We start from the raw sequence: 14,517 nt of genomic DNA on the forward strand, positions 1-14,517 counted from the left end.
CCCGGTCTGAGCGTCCCCGGATGACGACGCGCGGGCCCCGCTCAGTCGCGGGCGCGTGGCGGAGCGGCCGTACGGCCCGCCTTCACGTCCGCCGCGTAGGTGTCCACGTACTCCTGGCCCGACAGGCGCCGGATGGCCTCCATGATCTCGTCCGTCACCTCCCGCAGCACCCGGGGGTCGCCGACGGCCTCGGCACGGTCGGAGAAGTCCAGCGGCTCACCGAAGATCATGCCCAGGCGCCGGATCCGCGGCAGCACATGGCCGATCGGCTGGACCTGGTCCGTGCCGATCATCGCGATGGGCACCACGGGCGCGCCCGAGGCCAGCGCGAGCTTGGCCACGCCGATCTTGCCGCGGTGCAGCCGCCCGTCCGGGCTGCGGGTGCCCTCCGGGTAGATCCCGAGCAGCCGGCCCTCCCGCAGCGCCTCGAGGCCCGCGTCCAGCGAGCGCAGGGACGCCTCTCCGCCGGAGCGGTCCATGGGCAGCTGGTTCGCCGCCTCGAAGAACCGGCGGGTGACCCAGCCCTTCACGCCCGGGCCGGTGAAGTACTCACGCTTGGCCAGGAAGTGCACCTGGCGGTCGAGCATGGCCGGCATGAACACCGAGTCCGAGACGGACAGGTGGTTGCTGGCCAGGATCGCCGGGCCCTCGGCCGGCACGTTCCCGAGGCCCTTCACCCAGGGGCGGAACAGCAGGCGGGTGGCCGGAGCCACGGCGAACGTCTTGGCGGACCAGTAGAACGTGGACACGAGGGCCTTCCGGTCGGGGCGGTCGGGTGCCTGCCCATCGTATGGTCCGCCTGCCTTACCCTGGCACCATGCCCCGCCCCGTCGCCGTCGCCCCCGAAGACCTCCCCCTGCGCCTCATGCCCGCCGCTCCCGCCCGGCGCGACCACTGCGTCGTGCTCCTGCACGGGTTCACCTCGACTCCGGCCTCCGTCCGCGCCTGGGCCGAGGGGCTCGCGGCAGGCGGCTCCCCCGTGAGCGTGCCCCTGCTGCCGGGGCACGGCACCCGGTGGGAGGACCTCGCCGCCACCGGTGCGGACGAGATCCGCGCCGCCGTCCGGGCCGTCGTGGACCTCGAGCTCGCCCGACACGGCCGCGTGGTCATGGCGGGCATCTCGATGGGCGGCGCCCTCGCGCTCGACGCCGCCGCCCACCGACCCGTGGCCGGGGTGCTCGTGGTGAACCCCGCGCTGCGCTTCGCCAGCCCGCTCGCCCCCTTCGCCCCGCTGCTGGCCCCGTTCGTCCCCACGGTCGCCCCGATCGCGGACGACATCGCGGACCCGACGGCGCGCGAGCGCGCCTACCCCCGCACGCCGGTGGCCGGCGTCGCCGCCCTCGGCCGCATCCAGCGGGCCGCCCGCCGCGCCCTGCCGCGGATCACCGCTCCCGTGACGGTCTACCGGTCCGCCCGCGACGCCGTCGTGCCCGCCTCGAGCCACCGGACCCTGGTGCGGGGCCTGCGCCAGGCCCCCGTGGAGGTGGTGGGACTGCCCCGCAGCCGCCACGTCGCCACGCTCGACTACGACCTGCCGCTGCTGATCGACCACGGCCGGAGCGCGGTCGCCGCCATGACGACGCACTGAGTCGCGCCCGGACCCTGCCGCTGCCGGTTGTAGAGTGTGCGTGACACGACTCACACATACTTCCGTTCCGCCGACCATCGGTCGGCGGGACCGACCCGACGCCCGAGGAGTCCCATGCACGAGATCAGCGAGCCGTACCACCACCCCCGCCTGTCCCCGGAGGCGAACATCACGGACTTCCTGGAACGCCAGGCCACGGAGCGTCCCGACCACGGCCTCTTCGCGGTGCCCGACGCGCAGGACCAGTGGACGGACGTCTCCGCCCGGGACGCCCGCGAACGCGTGCGGGCCCTGGCCAAGGGGCTCATCGCCGCCGGGATCCAGCCCGGGGAGACGGTCGGTCTCCTGGCCTCCACCCGCCTGGAGTGGACACTGGTCGACTTCGCCATCTGGTATGCCGGCGCGGTCACCGTGCCCGTGTACGAGACCTCCTCCGTCAGCCAGGTGTCCTGGATCATCGAGGACTCGCACGTGCGCGCCGTCGTGACCGGGAACGAGAACCTCGCCAAGACGGTGCGGGACGCGGTGCAGCGCGAGGGCCTGCCGGAGCTGATCGGCCTGTGGACGATGGACCCGGCCGACGGCGCCCCCGGCTCCGGTCTCGAGGCGCTCGTCGCCCTGGGCACGGACGTCACCGATGAGGAGCTCGAGACGCGCCGGTCCTCCGCCGGCCTGGCCGACCTGGCGACCATCATCTACACCTCCGGCACCACGGGCCGGCCCAAGGGCTGCGAGCTCACGCACGAGAACTTCGCGGAGCTCGTCAACCAGACCCTGTCCTCCTCGCTCGGCGACGTCGTCCGCCAGGACACCTCCACCGTGCTGTTCATCCCCCTGGCGCACGTGTTCGCGCGCTTCGTCTCGGTGCTCACCGTCGCCGCGGGCGCACGCTGCGGGCACGTCTCGGACATCAAGCGGCTCTCGGTCTCGCTGCAGACCTTCCAGCCGAGCTTCGTGCTGGCCGTGCCGCGCGTGTTCGAGAAGATCTACAACGCGGCGCTGCTCAACGCGCAGAGCGGCGGCAAGGAGAAGATCTTCCGCCGTGGCGCGGACGTGGCGATCCGCTGGTCCCGGGCGCTGGACTCGGGCCAGATGACGGCGCCCCTGCGGCTGCAGCGCGCGTTCTACTCCGCGCTGATCTACCGCCGGATCCGGACGGCCATGGGCGGCCGGCTCGCGTACGCGGTCTCCGGCGGCGGCCCCCTCTCCACCGACCTGGCGCACTTCTTCCGCGGCGTGGGCGTGACCATCCTCGAGGGCTACGGCCTCACCGAGACGACGGCCCCCATCACCGTGGGCCGGCCGGACCGGCTGAAGATCGGCACGGTCGGACACCCCCTCGGCGGCAACCAGGTGCGGATCGCCGAGGACGGCGAGATCCTCACGCGCGGCACCTCGCTGATGCGCGGCTACCACAACCGGCCGGAGGCGAACGAGGAGGCCTTCGAGGACGGCTGGTTCCGCACCGGCGACCTCGGGGCCCTGGACGACGACGGCTTCCTCACGATCACCGGCCGCAAGAAGGAGCTGCTGGTGACGGCCGGCGGCAAGAACGTGGCACCGGCGATGCTCGAGGACGCGATCCGCAGCGACGCGCTCGTCTCCCAGGTGATGGTGGTCGGCGACGGCAAGCCCTTCATCGCGGCGATCGTCACCCTCGACACCGACACCCTGCCCGCGTGGCTCGCCGCGAACGGGCTGCCGAAGGACCTCGACGTCGCTGCGGCCGCACGCGAGGACGCGGTGCGCCGCCACATCCAGGAGGCCGTGGACAAGGCCAACAGCCTGGTCTCGCGCGCCGAGGGGATCCGGGAGTTCCGCATCCTCGACCGCGACTTCTCCCTGGAGGAGGGCCATGTGACCCCGTCCCTGAAGATGCGCCGGTCGGCGATCATGAAGGACTTCGCCGCGCAGATCGCGGACATCTACGGGGAGCCCGCCCCGCACAACTGAACGCCCCCTCGACGACGGCGCCCGGCCCCGCGGCCGGGCGTCGTCGTCCCCGCGGTTCCGGTCAGAGCAGACCGGAGTCCGGCACGTCCAGGCCCAGCAGCGCGTTCTCGACGACCTCGGTGAGGGCCGGGTGGGGCCAGTACTGGCCCCGCGCGAGCCGGTGGGCGTCGATGCCGAACGCCATGCCGGTCACGAGCGGCTGGATGAGGTTCGCGGCCTCGTGCCCCAGGATGTGCCCGCCCAGGATCCGTCCCGTGGCCTTCTCCGCGACGACGGTGCACACGCCCTCGGTGTCCTCCATGGCCCAGCCGTAGGCGACGTCCCCGAAGGACTGGGTCTTCACCGTGATCGCGTCCGCGCCGTAGTCGGCGAGCGCCTGCTCCACCGTGAGACCGACGGAGGCCACCTGCGGATGGGTGAACACGGCCGCCGGCACGGGGCCGAGCGTGTTGGCGCGGAGATCGTCCGGATGCTCCAGGTTGTGCGCGACGACGCGGGCCTCGTGATTGGCTACGTGCTTGAGCTGCCACGTGTTGGCGACGTCCCCGAGCACGTAGACCCCCTCCACCGGAGCAGCGTCGGAGAGTGCGCGCTGATGCTCGTCGCTGGCCAGGACGCCGTCGTCGGTGACGTCCAGTCCCGCGGCGGCGGGGTCGAGGCGGTCCGTGTTCGGCGTCCGGCCGACCGCGATCAGCACCGTGTCCGCCTCGATGGCCTCCTCCACGATGCCGGTCTGCTCCTGGCCCCCTGCGCGATCCAGGCGCACCCGGACCCAGCCGTCCGCGGCCCGCTCGGCGTCCTCGACCGGTTCGATCCCGGCCGGGGTCCACCCCGTGCGCAGGTCCCACCGTCGGGCAGCGATCTTCGTGAACGTCGTGGACACGGACATGTCGTGCTGCTTGAGCAGCCGGTGGCCGCGGTTGACCTGGACGACCTCGGTCCCCAGCCCGGCGAAGACGGAGGCGAACTCGCAGGCGATGAACCCGCCGCCCACCACGAGCAGCCGCCGCGGCAGCCGATCCAGTCGCATCACGGTGTCCGAGGTGTGCACCGACGGCAGGTCCAGGCCCGGGATCTCCGGGAGGGTGGGCCGCGACCCCGCGGCGACCACCACCTGGTCCGCCGTGATCTCCCGGCCCGAGGCGGTGCGCACGCGGCGGGGACCGACGAAGCGCACCTCCTCCTGGATCACGCTCGTGTAGTCCAGATCGTCCCGGCGGTAGCGCAGCCCGTCCCGGCTGATGCCGTCGATGCGCGTGAAGATGCGGTCCCGGATGGCCGGGAAGTCGGCGCCCGTGAACTCCAGCCCCACCCCGAGGCTCCGGGCCTCGGGGGGCAGCGCGGCCAGGCCGGCCGGGTAGGCGTACATCTTGGTGGGGATGCAGCCGACGTTCAGGCAGGTGCCGCCGAACGTGCCGGAGTCGGCGATCACGACGCTCCGGCCCTTCCAGTGTTCGCTGATCAGGGAGTTCCCCGATCCGGAGCCGATGATGAGCAGGTCGTGGTGTTCCGCAGAGGTGGCCATGCCTCCCAGGATAGGCACGGGCCCGGACGCGGTGGCGTCCGGGCCCGTGGGGCGGCCCGCCGGCGGCGGGCTCACGCGGGGCTCACTCGATCACGAGCAGCAGGTCTCCGCCGTTGACGGGCGTGACGCCCTCCGTGACCACGCGGCGCACGGTGCCCGCGGCCTGGGCCGTGATCGTGGCCTCCATCTTCATCGCCTCGATCGTGGCCACCGCCTGGCCGACCTCGACGGCGTCGCCCTCGGCCACCTGGACGGTGACCGAGCCCGCGAACGGGGCGGCGACGTGGCCGGGGGTGCCGGGGTCCGCCTTCTCCGCGGTCCGCACGGTGGACTCGATCGAGCGGTCCCGGACGGTCATCTGGCGCAGCTGGCCGTTCAGGGTGACCATCACCGTGCGCATGCCCTTCTCGTCCGGCTCGGAGACGGACATGAGGGTGGCGAGCAGCCGGACACCGCGTCCGAGCGAGATGACGTGCTCACGCCCGGGGACGAGGCCGTAGAGGAAGTCGCGGGTGTGCAGGGTGACGGTGTCCCCGAACTCCTCGCGGTGCGCCTCGAACTCCTTCGTGGGGCCGGGGAAGAGCAGGCGGTTCAGCACCGCGCGGCGGGTCTGTCCGGCCTCGGCGAGGGCGCTCGAGTCCTCCGCGGAGATCTCCACCATGCCCGCGCCCTCGCGGCGACCCTGGAGGGCCTTGGTCCGGAAGGGCTCCGGCCAGCCGCCGGGCGGGTCGCCGAGCTCGCCGCGCAGGAAGCCGATCACGGAGTCCGGGATGTCGAACTCCTGCGGACGCTCCGCGAACTCCTTCGGGTCCACGCCGGAGCCGACCAGCTGCAGCGCCAGATCGCCCACCACCTTGGAGGACGGGGTGACCTTGACGAGGTGGCCGAGCAGGTCGTCGGCCGCGGCGTACATCGACTCGATGGCCTCGAACCGCTCCCCCAGGCCGAGCGCGATCGCCTGCGTGCGCAGGTTGGACAGCTGGCCGCCCGGGATCTCGTGGTGGTACACGCGGCCGGTCGGGGCGGGCAGCCCCGCCTCGAAGGGCGCGTACGCCGAGCGGACGGACTCCCAGTAGGGCTCCATCGCGGTGGCGGCCTCGAGGCCGAGACCGGTGTCCCGCTCGGTGTGCTCGAGCGCCGCGACCAGGGCGGACAGCGGCACCTGGCTGGTGGTGCCCGCCATGGACGCGGTGGCCGCGTCGACGGCGTCCACGCCGGCCTCCGCCGCCGCGAGCAGGGTGGCCAGCTGGCCGCCGGCGGTGTCGTGCGTGTGCAGGTGCACGGGCAGGTCGAACTCGGCGCGCAGGGCGGTGACGAGCTCGCGCGCGGCGGCGGGCCGCAGCAGGCCCGCCATGTCCTTGATCGCCAGGACGTGGGCGCCGGCGTCGACCATCCGGCGGGCGAGGCCCAGGTAGTAGTCGAGCGTGTAGAGCGTCTCCTTCGGGTCCGTCATGTTGCCCGTGTAGCACAGGGCCGCCTCGGCCACGGCGGTGCCCGTGGCACGCACCGCCTCGATGGCCGGGGTGATCTGCTCGACGTCGTTGAGGGCGTCGAAGATGCGGAACACGTCGACGCCGGACGCCGCGGCCTCGGCCACGAACGCGTCCGTCACCTCGGTGGGGTACGGCGTGTAGCCCACCGTGTTGCGGCCGCGCAGCAGCATCTGGATCGGGATGTTCGGCAGCTCCGCGCGCAGCAGCTCGAGGCGCTGCCACGGGTCCTCGTGGAGGAAGCGCAGCGCGACGTCGTACGTCGCCCCGCCCCAGGCCTCCACGGAGAGCAGCCCCGGCAGGGTGTGCGCGACGGCGGGCGCGGCGGCCAGCAGGTCGCGCGTGCGGACGCGGGTGGCCAGCAGGGACTGGTGGGCGTCGCGGAACGTGGTGTCCGTGACGGCCAGCGCGGTCTGTTCGCGCAGGGTGCGGGCGAAGCCCTCGGGGCCCTGCTCCAGCAGCACCTGACGCCAGCCGTGCGGGGGCGCCGCGTCCTCGTTCCGGCTCGGGCCGTCGAAGGGCGAGCGGTCCGGCTCCTGGTGCTTGTCGCCCGGGTGCTCCGGGAGGCGGTCGCGGGGGTCGATGCCCTCGATGCGCGGGCCGTGCGGCTGGTTGACCGTGACGTCCACGAGGTACTGCAGGGCCTTGGAGCCGCGGTCCTGGGAGCGGTTCACCGTGGCCAGCTCGGGGTGCTTGTCGATGAAGTCCGTGGCGACGTCGCCGCTGACGAACTGCGGGTCGTCCATCACGTTCATCAGGAACGGGATGTTGGTGGCCACGCCGCGCACGCGGAACTCGGCCAGGGCGCGGCGCACGCGGCGCACGGCCATGGCGTAGTCGCGTCCGCGGCAGGTGAGCTTGACCAGCATGGAGTCGAAGTGGGGGCTGATCTCCGCACCGGCGTAGATGGTGCCGCCGTCGAGGCGCACACCGGAGCCGCCGGCCGAGCGGTAGGCGGTGATGGTGCCGGTGTCCGGGCGGAAGCCGTTGGCCGGGTCCTCGGTGGTGATGCGGCACTGGATGGCGAAGCCGCGGACCTGGAGGGCGTCCTGGGTGATGCCCAGCTCGGGCAGGGTGGCGCCGGCGGCGATGCGCAGCTGCGCGCCCACCAGGTCCACGTCCGTGACCTCCTCGGTCACGGTGTGCTCCACCTGGATGCGGGGGTTCATCTCGATGAACACGTGCTGGCCCGCACGCTCGCCCGCCGTGTCCACGAGGAACTCGACGGTGCCCGCGTTGACGTACCCCATCTCCTTGGCGAAGGCGACGGCGTCCCGGTGCAGGGCCTGCCGGATCTCCTCGTCCAGGTTCGGGGCCGGGGCCATCTCGATGACCTTCTGGTGGCGGCGCTGGAGCGAGCAGTCCCGCTCGAAGAGGTGCACGACGTTGCCCTCGCCGTCGGCGAGGATCTGCACCTCGATGTGCCGCGGCCGCAGGACGGCCTGCTCGAGGAACACGGTGGGGTCGCCGAAGGCGGTGTCCGCCTCGCGCATCGCGGCCTGGAGGGAGCCGCGCAGGTCCTCGCGGCGCTCGACGCGGCGCATGCCGCGGCCGCCGCCGCCGGCGACGGCCTTGACGAAGATGGGGAAGCCGATCTCCTCGGCCTGCTCCAGGAGCCACTCGACGTCGGCGCTCGGGTCCGAGGAGGCCAGGGTGGGGATGCCCGCACGCTTGGCCGCGCGCAGGGCCTCGACCTTGTTGCCGGTCAGCTCGAGGACGTCGGCGGGCGGGCCGACGAAGGTGATCCCGTTCTCAGCCGCGGCACGGGCCAGGCCGGCGTTCTCCGACAGGAAGCCGTAGCCCGGGTAGATCGCGTCGGCCCCGGCGTCCTTCGCCACGCGGATGATCTCGTCCACGTCGAGGTAGGCGCGCACGGGGTGGCCCTCCTCGCCGATGCGGTAGGCCTCGTCCGCCTTCTGGCGGTGGATCGAATTGCGGTCCTCGTAGGGGAAGACGGCGACGGTGCGGGCGCCCAGCTCGTAGCAGGCGCGGAAGGCGCGGACGGCGATCTCGCCGCGGTTGGCCACCAAGACCTTGGAGAAGACGGCGCCGGCTCCGGTCGACCCGGCCGCGTCCTCTGGAGGGGTGAAGTTCTCGACAGGTGCGGTCATGGTTGGGAGTGTGTCACACCGCGCCGGAGTTCCGCCTCATGTCGCGCACAGTCACCGCTGCGAGACGAAAGATGACTGACTCGGCGCTGTGGGGCGCCGACGCCGGCCCGGCCTCGTGCCGGGGCCGGCGTCGGCCGCGGGCGCCCCGCGGAGGAGGGTCAGGCGGAGCGGCGGGCCCGACGCCGCCCGGCCAGCTCGTCCCCCGGCTCGGGGGCCCCGACCACGCTCTCGCGGGGCAGCTCGGCGAGGCTGCCCTCGACCTCGCGCCACACGCGGCCGACGGCGATCCCGAAGACGCCCTGGCCGCCCTGGACGAGGTCCACGACCTCGTCCGCCGAGGTGCACTCGTACACCGAGGCGCCGTCGCTCATCAGGGTGATCTGCGCCAGGTCCTCGACACCCCGCTCGCGCAGGTGGCCCACGGCGGTGCGGATCTGCTGGAGCGAGACGCCGGTGTCCAGGAGGCGCTTGACCACCTTGAGGACGAGGATGTCGCGGAACGAGTAGAGCCGCTGGGAGCCGGAGCCGGAGGCGCTGCGGACCGTGGGGACCACGAGGTCCGTGCGGGCCCAGTAGTCGAGCTGGCGATAGGTGATGCCGGCGGCCTTGCACGCGGTGGGACCGCGGAAGCCGACGTCGTCGCCCCGGGTCGCGCCCTCGTCGAAGAGCGTGCCCTGGGTGCCGAGCGCGGGGGGCCGGCCAGGACCTGCAGTGGGTGTCACGGGGAACCTCCTGGTGCGGGGCCCCCGGTGCGGGGAGGGGGACGCGACCGTCGTGTGCCGCCGGTGACCGTGGCGGCGCTCCCCGGTGACCGTGGGGAGGGCGACGGAGGCGCCCCGGGTGGCGGGGCCCTCTTCCCCTCGAAGGTACGCGCGGGTCCGGGGGCGGTCAACGAAGCCGGCGGCGAGGCCGCGCCGTGTCGCGCCGGCTCCGCTCAGGCGAAGTCCTCGGGGCGCACGGTGTCCAGGAAGTCGCGGAAGTCCTCGACGGCGCGCTCCTGGCCGGCGTCCTCCTCCCCCGTCCGCGCCGGCATGCCGGCGTCCGCGAGCACGGCGGGGCTGCCCAGCACGGGGGCGTCGGCGCGCAGGGCGACCACGACGGCGTCCGACGCGCGGGCGTCGACCCGGGCGCCCGTGGAGAGCACGAGCTCGGCGTGCACGACCTCGTCCCGGACCTCGGTGAGCCGCACCCGCACGACCTCGGCGCCCAGGGCGTCGACGGCGGCCAGGAGCAGCTCATGGGTGAGGGGCCGGGGCGTGCGGACGCCCTCAAGCGCGAGCGCGGCGGCGGCGGCCTCGGGCGCGCCCACCCACAGCGGGACCATCGTGCGGCCGGGCGGGTCCACCAGCAGTATCACGTGGTGCTGTTCGGGCAGCTCGACGCGCACGCCGAGCACGGAGAGCGGCACGTCGCCGACCTCGTCGGCGGGCACGGGGCGCGGCTCAGTCATCCCACTGCTCCAGCCCCACGGCCACGAGGGCCGCATGCAGCCGCAGGCTGGCCTGCGCGATCTCGCGTGCCGAGCGGGCCACGCGGGGGCGGGTGCCGGCGTCGCGGCGGGCCTGCAGCGGGGCGACGGCGCGCTCCACCAGGCCCAGTTCGCGGTCGGCGGCGGCCCGCAGCGGGCGCAGGTGCCGGGGCTCCAGGCCGTGGCCCGCGAGCACGACGGCGGCCCGGGCCACGTCCATCGCGTGGCTCGGGTAGCCGCCGTCGGGATCGACGGGCAGGAGCGAGTACTGATCCAGCTCGGCCAGCAGCTCCTCGCCCGCCCCGGATTCGGCGGCGAGCTCGGCACGGGTCCACGACCGGCGGCCCCCGGCGACCTCGCGGCCGAGCCGCTCCGCGTCCGAGGACGCCGGGGCCGCCGCGGTTCCGGGCAGGCCGGTGGGGCGTTCACCGCGGTCCAGCGCGGCCAGGTGTTCGGCGATCACCTTGAGCGGCAGGAAGTGGTCGCGCTGCAGGGCGAGGACGAACCGGAGCCGGTCCACGTCCTCGGGCCGGAAGCGCCGGTAGCCGGCGCTGGTCCGCTCGGGCAGCACGAGGCCACGCTCCTCCAGGAAGCGCACCTTGGACGCGGTGACGCCGGGGAATTCGACTTCGAGGGAGGCTACGACCTCGCCGATGCCCAGCCGGCCCGCAGGGCGGGCGGTGGGGACGGCGTCGGGGCGCGGGCGCGGATCGGTCACGAGGATGACGGCTCAGCCCCGCGCCGGCCCGGCGTAGTACGTGAGCCGGTACTTGCCGATCTGCACGTGCATCCCGGAGCGCAGCAGGATCTCGTCCACGCGGTCGTGGTTCACGAAGGTGCCGTTGAGGGAGTTCAGGTCCACGAGCCGGTGGCCGCCGTCCTCGGCCCGGAACTCCGCGTGACGACGGGAGACGGTGACGTCGTCGAGGAAGATGTCCGCGTCCGGGTGGCGCCCCACGGAGACCACGTCCTCGTCCAGCAGGAAGCGGGCCGACTGGTCCGGGCCCTCGTGGGCGAGCAGCAGCGCGGAACCGGCCGGGAGGGCGCGGATCGCGTCCGACTCCTCACGGGTGAGGTCCGCCGAGACCAGCGGCGCCAGCTCGGTGAGGTTGATGGCGGATGTGGACAGGTCCGGTTCACGTCCGGGCTGGTTCATGGGGTGCTCCTGTGCGGGGGCCGGCGCCGCGGCGCCGGAGGGAGAGACGAAGGGGACGCCGTCGCCCCGCCGGCCGGCGGCGGGGCGACGGCGGACGGGGCTCAGCTGGTGTGCGAGGCGTAGCCCTCGGCGTCCATGAGGCCCTCGAGCTGGGCCTCGTCCGCGAGGGTGATCTCGAACAGCCAGCCGCCCTCGTAGGGGGCGGAGTTGACCAGGCCGGGCTCGCCGTCGAGCTCGTCGTTGACGGCGGCCACGGTGCCGGAGACCGGGGCGTAGATGTCCGAGACGGACTTCGTGGACTCGACCTCGCCCACCGCGGTGCCCGCGGTGACCTCGGTGCCGACCTCCGGCAGGTCCACGTACACGACGTCACCCAGCGCATCCTGGGCGAAGTCGGTGATGCCCACGCGGACCGTGCCGGCGGCACCGGCCTCGGCGATCCACTCGTGCTCGGCGGAGTACTTCAGGCCTTCGGGGATGGAGCTCATGGAGTGCGCGTCCTTTGTGTGGTCGGGAGGGATGACGTCGTCTCGCAGACTACCGAGCGGCGCGTGATTCGCGCCACTGGCGTGCTCAGAGCACGCCGCGCATGCCGCGACGCACCGGCTTGGCGATGGCCAGCACGATCAGGCCCACGCCGAGGGTGACCGCACCGATCGTGCCGAAGTAGCCCACCTCGTTCTGCTCCGAGTAGGAGCCGGCCAGGGAGCCGGCCAGGGCCGTGCCCAGGGCGACGGACAGGTTGTACAGCGACACCATCATCACCGGGAAGCTGCGCGGGGCGACCTTGGTGGCCAGGGAGAGGCCCACCGGGGAGACGAGCAGCTCGCCCATGGTGCAGACGAAGAGGATCAGCGTCAGCCACAGCAGCGGCACGGCGGCGACGTCGGCCACCGGGATGAACAGCAGGAAGGCGATGCCGATCAGGACGATGCCGATGCCGAACTTCACCGGGGTGGCGGGCTGGCGGGTGCCCAGCTTGGTCCACAGCGCGGCGAACACCGGGGCGAACACGATGATGAAGATCGGGTTGATGGAGTTGACCCACTCCATGGGCATGAGCCAGCCGAACAGGTTCCGGTCGAGGCGGTGCTCGGAGTACAGCGCGATCACGGTGAACTGCTGCTGGAAGAGGGCGAAGAACACGGACGTGCCGATGAACAGCGGGATGAACGCCTTCACGCGCGAGCGCTCCTCCTCCGAGACCTTCGTCGAGGTCAGCAGGACCGCGAAGATCGCGATGGCCGCGACGGCGGCGAGCACGACGACGGCGTCGGAGAGGTTGTCCAGGGTGATGACGTCCGTGAGGAACAGGGCCACGACGACGGCGACCATCCCCAGGCCGATCAGGCCCCAGCGGCCGTACTGCGACCGCGGCAGCGGATCCGGGACCCGGTGCACGTCCGTGGGCAGGTTCTTGCGGGTCAGGGCGTACTGCGTCAGGCCGATGGCCATGCCGGCGGCGGCGAGGCCGAAGCCCACGTGGAAGCCCATCGTGTCGCGCGCCAGGCCGGTGAGCAGCGGGCCGAAGAGGGCGCCGATGTTCACGCCCATGTAGAAGATGGAGAAGCCGGCATCGCGCTTGGGGTCCTCGCGGGAGTACAGGGAGCCGACGAGGTTCGTGGCGTTGGCCTTGAGGCCGCCCGAACCGACGGCGACGAGCACGAGGCCCAGGGTCAGGCCCGGGACGCCCGGGACGAGGGCCAGCGCGATGTGGCCCAACATGATCCCGACGGCGCTGACGAACATGGTGCGCTCGGAACCGAGCAGGCGGTCGGCGACCCAGCCGCCGAGGATGCAGAACACGTACACCATGCCGCCGTAGGCGCCGACGATGCCCGTGGCCACGGCCGGGTCGATCCCGAGGCCGCCCTCCGCGGCGGTCCAGGACATGTAGTACACGAGCATCGCCTGCATGCCGTAGAAGGAGAAGCGCTCCCACAGCTCCACGGAGAACAGGTTCGCCAGCGGGCCGGGCTGGCCGAGGAACGGGCGGCCGCGCCAGTCGGGGGTGGCGTCGTCGGGACGGGTGGCCGTCGACGCCGCCACGCGGGCGGACGGCTCGACGTCGGGCACGCGGCCCGCGAGAGGATTCTGGGGATTTTCCACCGATCTACTGTCCTCCCCTGAGGGAGCCAGAGCAAACTCCCCGCCCGATGACGCCGATCACATCCGCGGCCCGGGCGGCGTACGTCCTAGAGTGGAGGCCGTGTCCGTCACCTCCGAGATCGCCCGTGCCCGCTCGCTCATCCGTGTGGTCCCCGACCATCCCAGCCCGGGCGTGGCCTTCCAGGACATCACGCCCCTGCTCGCCGACGCCCGCGCCCTGAGGGAGTGTGTTGAGGCCCTGGTGGCGCCGTTCGAGGGGCGGTTCGACCTCGTGGCCGGCCTCGAGGCCCGCGGGTTCCTGCTCGCCGGGGCGGCCGCCGTCCTGACAGGCACCGGCCTCGTGCCGCTGCGCAAGGCCGGGCGCCTCCCGGCGCCCGCAGCCCGCGCGGACTACACGCTGGAGTACGGGACCGCGAGCATCGAGGTCTCCGAGGACCTGCGGGCCGGGTCACGGGTGCTCCTGCTCGACGACGTCCTCGCCACGGGCGGCACCCTCGCCGCCGGCCGACGGCTCATCGAGGCACGGGGTGCGGAGGTGGTGGGCGCGGCCTGCCTGCTGGAACTCAGGGCCCTCGGCGGCCGGGCCGTCGTGCCGGACACGCACGTGCTGTTCGCAGCCTGAACCGCCCGCCCGACCGACGGGGAGTGGCGGCAAAGGTGGCCCGGCCCCGGGTACGACGAAGCCGGAGCCCTGCGCTGCAGGACTCCGGCCTCGTGAATGTGGTCGGGCTGCTGCGAAACTACTGCCAACAAGCGCGGAGAACCGCGGAACTGGCCGAGCTCCTGGCCACGGCACGCGAGTCGACGCGGAGCCCGGGCGACCGCCTGGGCTGACCCCGTTTCGTAGGTCCAGTCGTTATGAGAGTCGTCCTGTTGCCCGCGGTCGCGGGCAGGGAGACTGGTCAGATCATGACGAACAGCAGGAAGCGTCACACCCCCGAGCAGGTCGTCCGTAAGCTCGGGCAGGCCGACAGGATGCTCGCCGATGGTCAGGACGTCGCGGCGGTGTGCCGGGAGCTCGGGGTGTCCGAGCAGACGTACTACCGGTGGCGGAACCAGTACGGCGGCCTCAAGGCCGACGACGCAAAGCGCCTGAAGGAGCTGGAGAAGCAGAACG

The 14,517-nt window shown here is 73.0% G+C and carries 13 protein-coding genes; 4 read left to right on the forward strand and 9 right to left on the reverse strand.

Translation table 11 applies throughout. From position 1 onward, the window contains the following. Window positions 1–41: 41 nt before the first annotated feature. The gene (locus MF605_RS10340) at window positions 42–749 is read right to left on the reverse strand and encodes a lysophospholipid acyltransferase family protein (protein ID WP_036384573.1); all 708 of its coding nucleotides are present in this window, start codon (window positions 747–749) and stop codon (window positions 42–44) included. Between the two features lie 68 nt (window positions 750–817). Between MF605_RS10340 and MF605_RS10345 the strand changes: the two genes are divergently transcribed. Further along, window positions 818–1,588, forward strand: a complete 771-nt coding sequence (locus MF605_RS10345; protein ID WP_036316677.1) for an alpha/beta hydrolase — start codon at window positions 818–820, stop codon at window positions 1,586–1,588. Window positions 1,589–1,702: 114 nt separating this feature from the next. Continuing rightward, on the forward strand, window positions 1,703–3,541 hold the full coding sequence (locus MF605_RS10350; protein ID WP_041104754.1) for an AMP-dependent synthetase/ligase: 1,839 nt from the start codon (window positions 1,703–1,705) through the stop codon (window positions 3,539–3,541). A gap of 61 nt (window positions 3,542–3,602) precedes the next feature. Here MF605_RS10350 and MF605_RS10355 read toward each other — a convergent pair whose 3' ends face one another. The 8 genes from MF605_RS10355 to MF605_RS10390 all read right to left on the reverse strand — a co-directional run bounded on the left by MF605_RS10355 (window position 3,603) and on the right by MF605_RS10390 (window position 13,400). Further along, window positions 3,603–5,066: a mycothione reductase gene (locus tag MF605_RS10355; RefSeq protein WP_041104756.1), complete on the reverse strand. Its 1,464-nt coding sequence runs from the start codon at window positions 5,064–5,066 to the stop codon at window positions 3,603–3,605. An 82-nt stretch (window positions 5,067–5,148) separates the two neighbouring features. Then, window positions 5,149–8,667: a pyruvate carboxylase gene (locus MF605_RS10360; protein ID WP_061867222.1), complete on the reverse strand. Its 3,519-nt coding sequence runs from the start codon at window positions 8,665–8,667 to the stop codon at window positions 5,149–5,151. A 158-nt stretch (window positions 8,668–8,825) separates the two neighbouring features. Further along, on the reverse strand, window positions 8,826–9,389 hold the full coding sequence (locus MF605_RS10365) for a MerR family transcriptional regulator (RefSeq protein ID WP_036384587.1): 564 nt from the start codon (window positions 9,387–9,389) through the stop codon (window positions 8,826–8,828). Between the two features lie 212 nt (window positions 9,390–9,601). Then, window positions 9,602–10,117 carry a bifunctional nuclease family protein gene (locus MF605_RS10370; RefSeq protein WP_052520088.1) on the reverse strand — a complete coding sequence of 172 codons (516 nt, stop codon included), beginning with the start codon at window positions 10,115–10,117 and terminating at the stop codon, window positions 9,602–9,604. Continuing rightward, the gene (gene ftsR, locus MF605_RS10375; RefSeq protein ID WP_052520090.1) at window positions 10,110–10,853 is read right to left on the reverse strand and encodes a transcriptional regulator FtsR; all 744 of its coding nucleotides are present in this window, start codon (window positions 10,851–10,853) and stop codon (window positions 10,110–10,112) included. The genes MF605_RS10370 and ftsR overlap by 8 nt, the downstream gene beginning before the upstream one ends. A 12-nt stretch (window positions 10,854–10,865) precedes the next feature. Next, complete coding sequence (locus MF605_RS10380; RefSeq protein ID WP_002854606.1) at window positions 10,866–11,291, reverse strand: FHA domain-containing protein; 426 nt, start codon at window positions 11,289–11,291, stop codon at window positions 10,866–10,868. Window positions 11,292–11,392: 101 nt separating this feature from the next. Next, window positions 11,393–11,779, reverse strand: a complete 387-nt coding sequence (gcvH, locus tag MF605_RS10385; RefSeq protein WP_002854607.1) for a glycine cleavage system protein GcvH — start codon at window positions 11,777–11,779, stop codon at window positions 11,393–11,395. 85 nt (window positions 11,780–11,864) lie between these two features. Continuing rightward, window positions 11,865–13,400 (reverse strand): peptide MFS transporter, encoded by a 1,536-nt coding sequence (locus MF605_RS10390; protein WP_036316670.1) that lies wholly within the window; start codon window positions 13,398–13,400, stop codon window positions 11,865–11,867. A gap of 100 nt (window positions 13,401–13,500) precedes the next feature. Between MF605_RS10390 and MF605_RS10395 the strand changes: the two genes are divergently transcribed. Both MF605_RS10395 and MF605_RS10400 read left to right on the forward strand, forming a co-directional pair. Continuing rightward, window positions 13,501–14,022 carry an adenine phosphoribosyltransferase gene (locus tag MF605_RS10395; RefSeq protein WP_043278777.1) on the forward strand — a complete coding sequence of 174 codons (522 nt, stop codon included), beginning with the start codon at window positions 13,501–13,503 and terminating at the stop codon, window positions 14,020–14,022. 287 nt (window positions 14,023–14,309) lie between these two features. Continuing rightward, on the forward strand, window positions 14,310–14,517 hold a 208-nt coding region (locus tag MF605_RS10400), incomplete at its 3' end, for a transposase (protein ID WP_242821284.1).

The sequence above is a fragment of the Micrococcus luteus genome, assembly GCF_022664405.1.
Taxonomy (GTDB): domain Bacteria; phylum Actinomycetota; class Actinomycetes; order Actinomycetales; family Micrococcaceae; genus Micrococcus; species Micrococcus luteus.

Bases quoted from the DNA above. Each gene is read 5' to 3' on its own strand.
- MF605_RS10370 (WP_052520088.1), bottom strand. From the start codon at position 10,117: ATGACTGAGCCGCGCCCCGTGCCCGCCGACGAGGTCGGCGACGTGCCG.
- MF605_RS10380 (WP_002854606.1), bottom strand. From the start codon at position 11,291: ATGAACCAGCCCGGACGTGAACCGGACCTGTCCACATCCGCCATCAAC.
- MF605_RS10360 (WP_061867222.1), bottom strand. From the start codon at position 8,667: ATGACCGCACCTGTCGAGAACTTCACCCCTCCAGAGGACGCGGCCGGG.
- gcvH (WP_002854607.1), bottom strand. From the start codon at position 11,779: ATGAGCTCCATCCCCGAAGGCCTGAAGTACTCCGCCGAGCACGAGTGG.
- MF605_RS10350 (WP_041104754.1), top strand. From the start codon at position 1,703: ATGCACGAGATCAGCGAGCCGTACCACCACCCCCGCCTGTCCCCGGAG.
- MF605_RS10345 (WP_036316677.1), top strand. From the start codon at position 818: ATGCCCCGCCCCGTCGCCGTCGCCCCCGAAGACCTCCCCCTGCGCCTC.
- MF605_RS10355 (WP_041104756.1), bottom strand. From the start codon at position 5,066: ATGGCCACCTCTGCGGAACACCACGACCTGCTCATCATCGGCTCCGGA.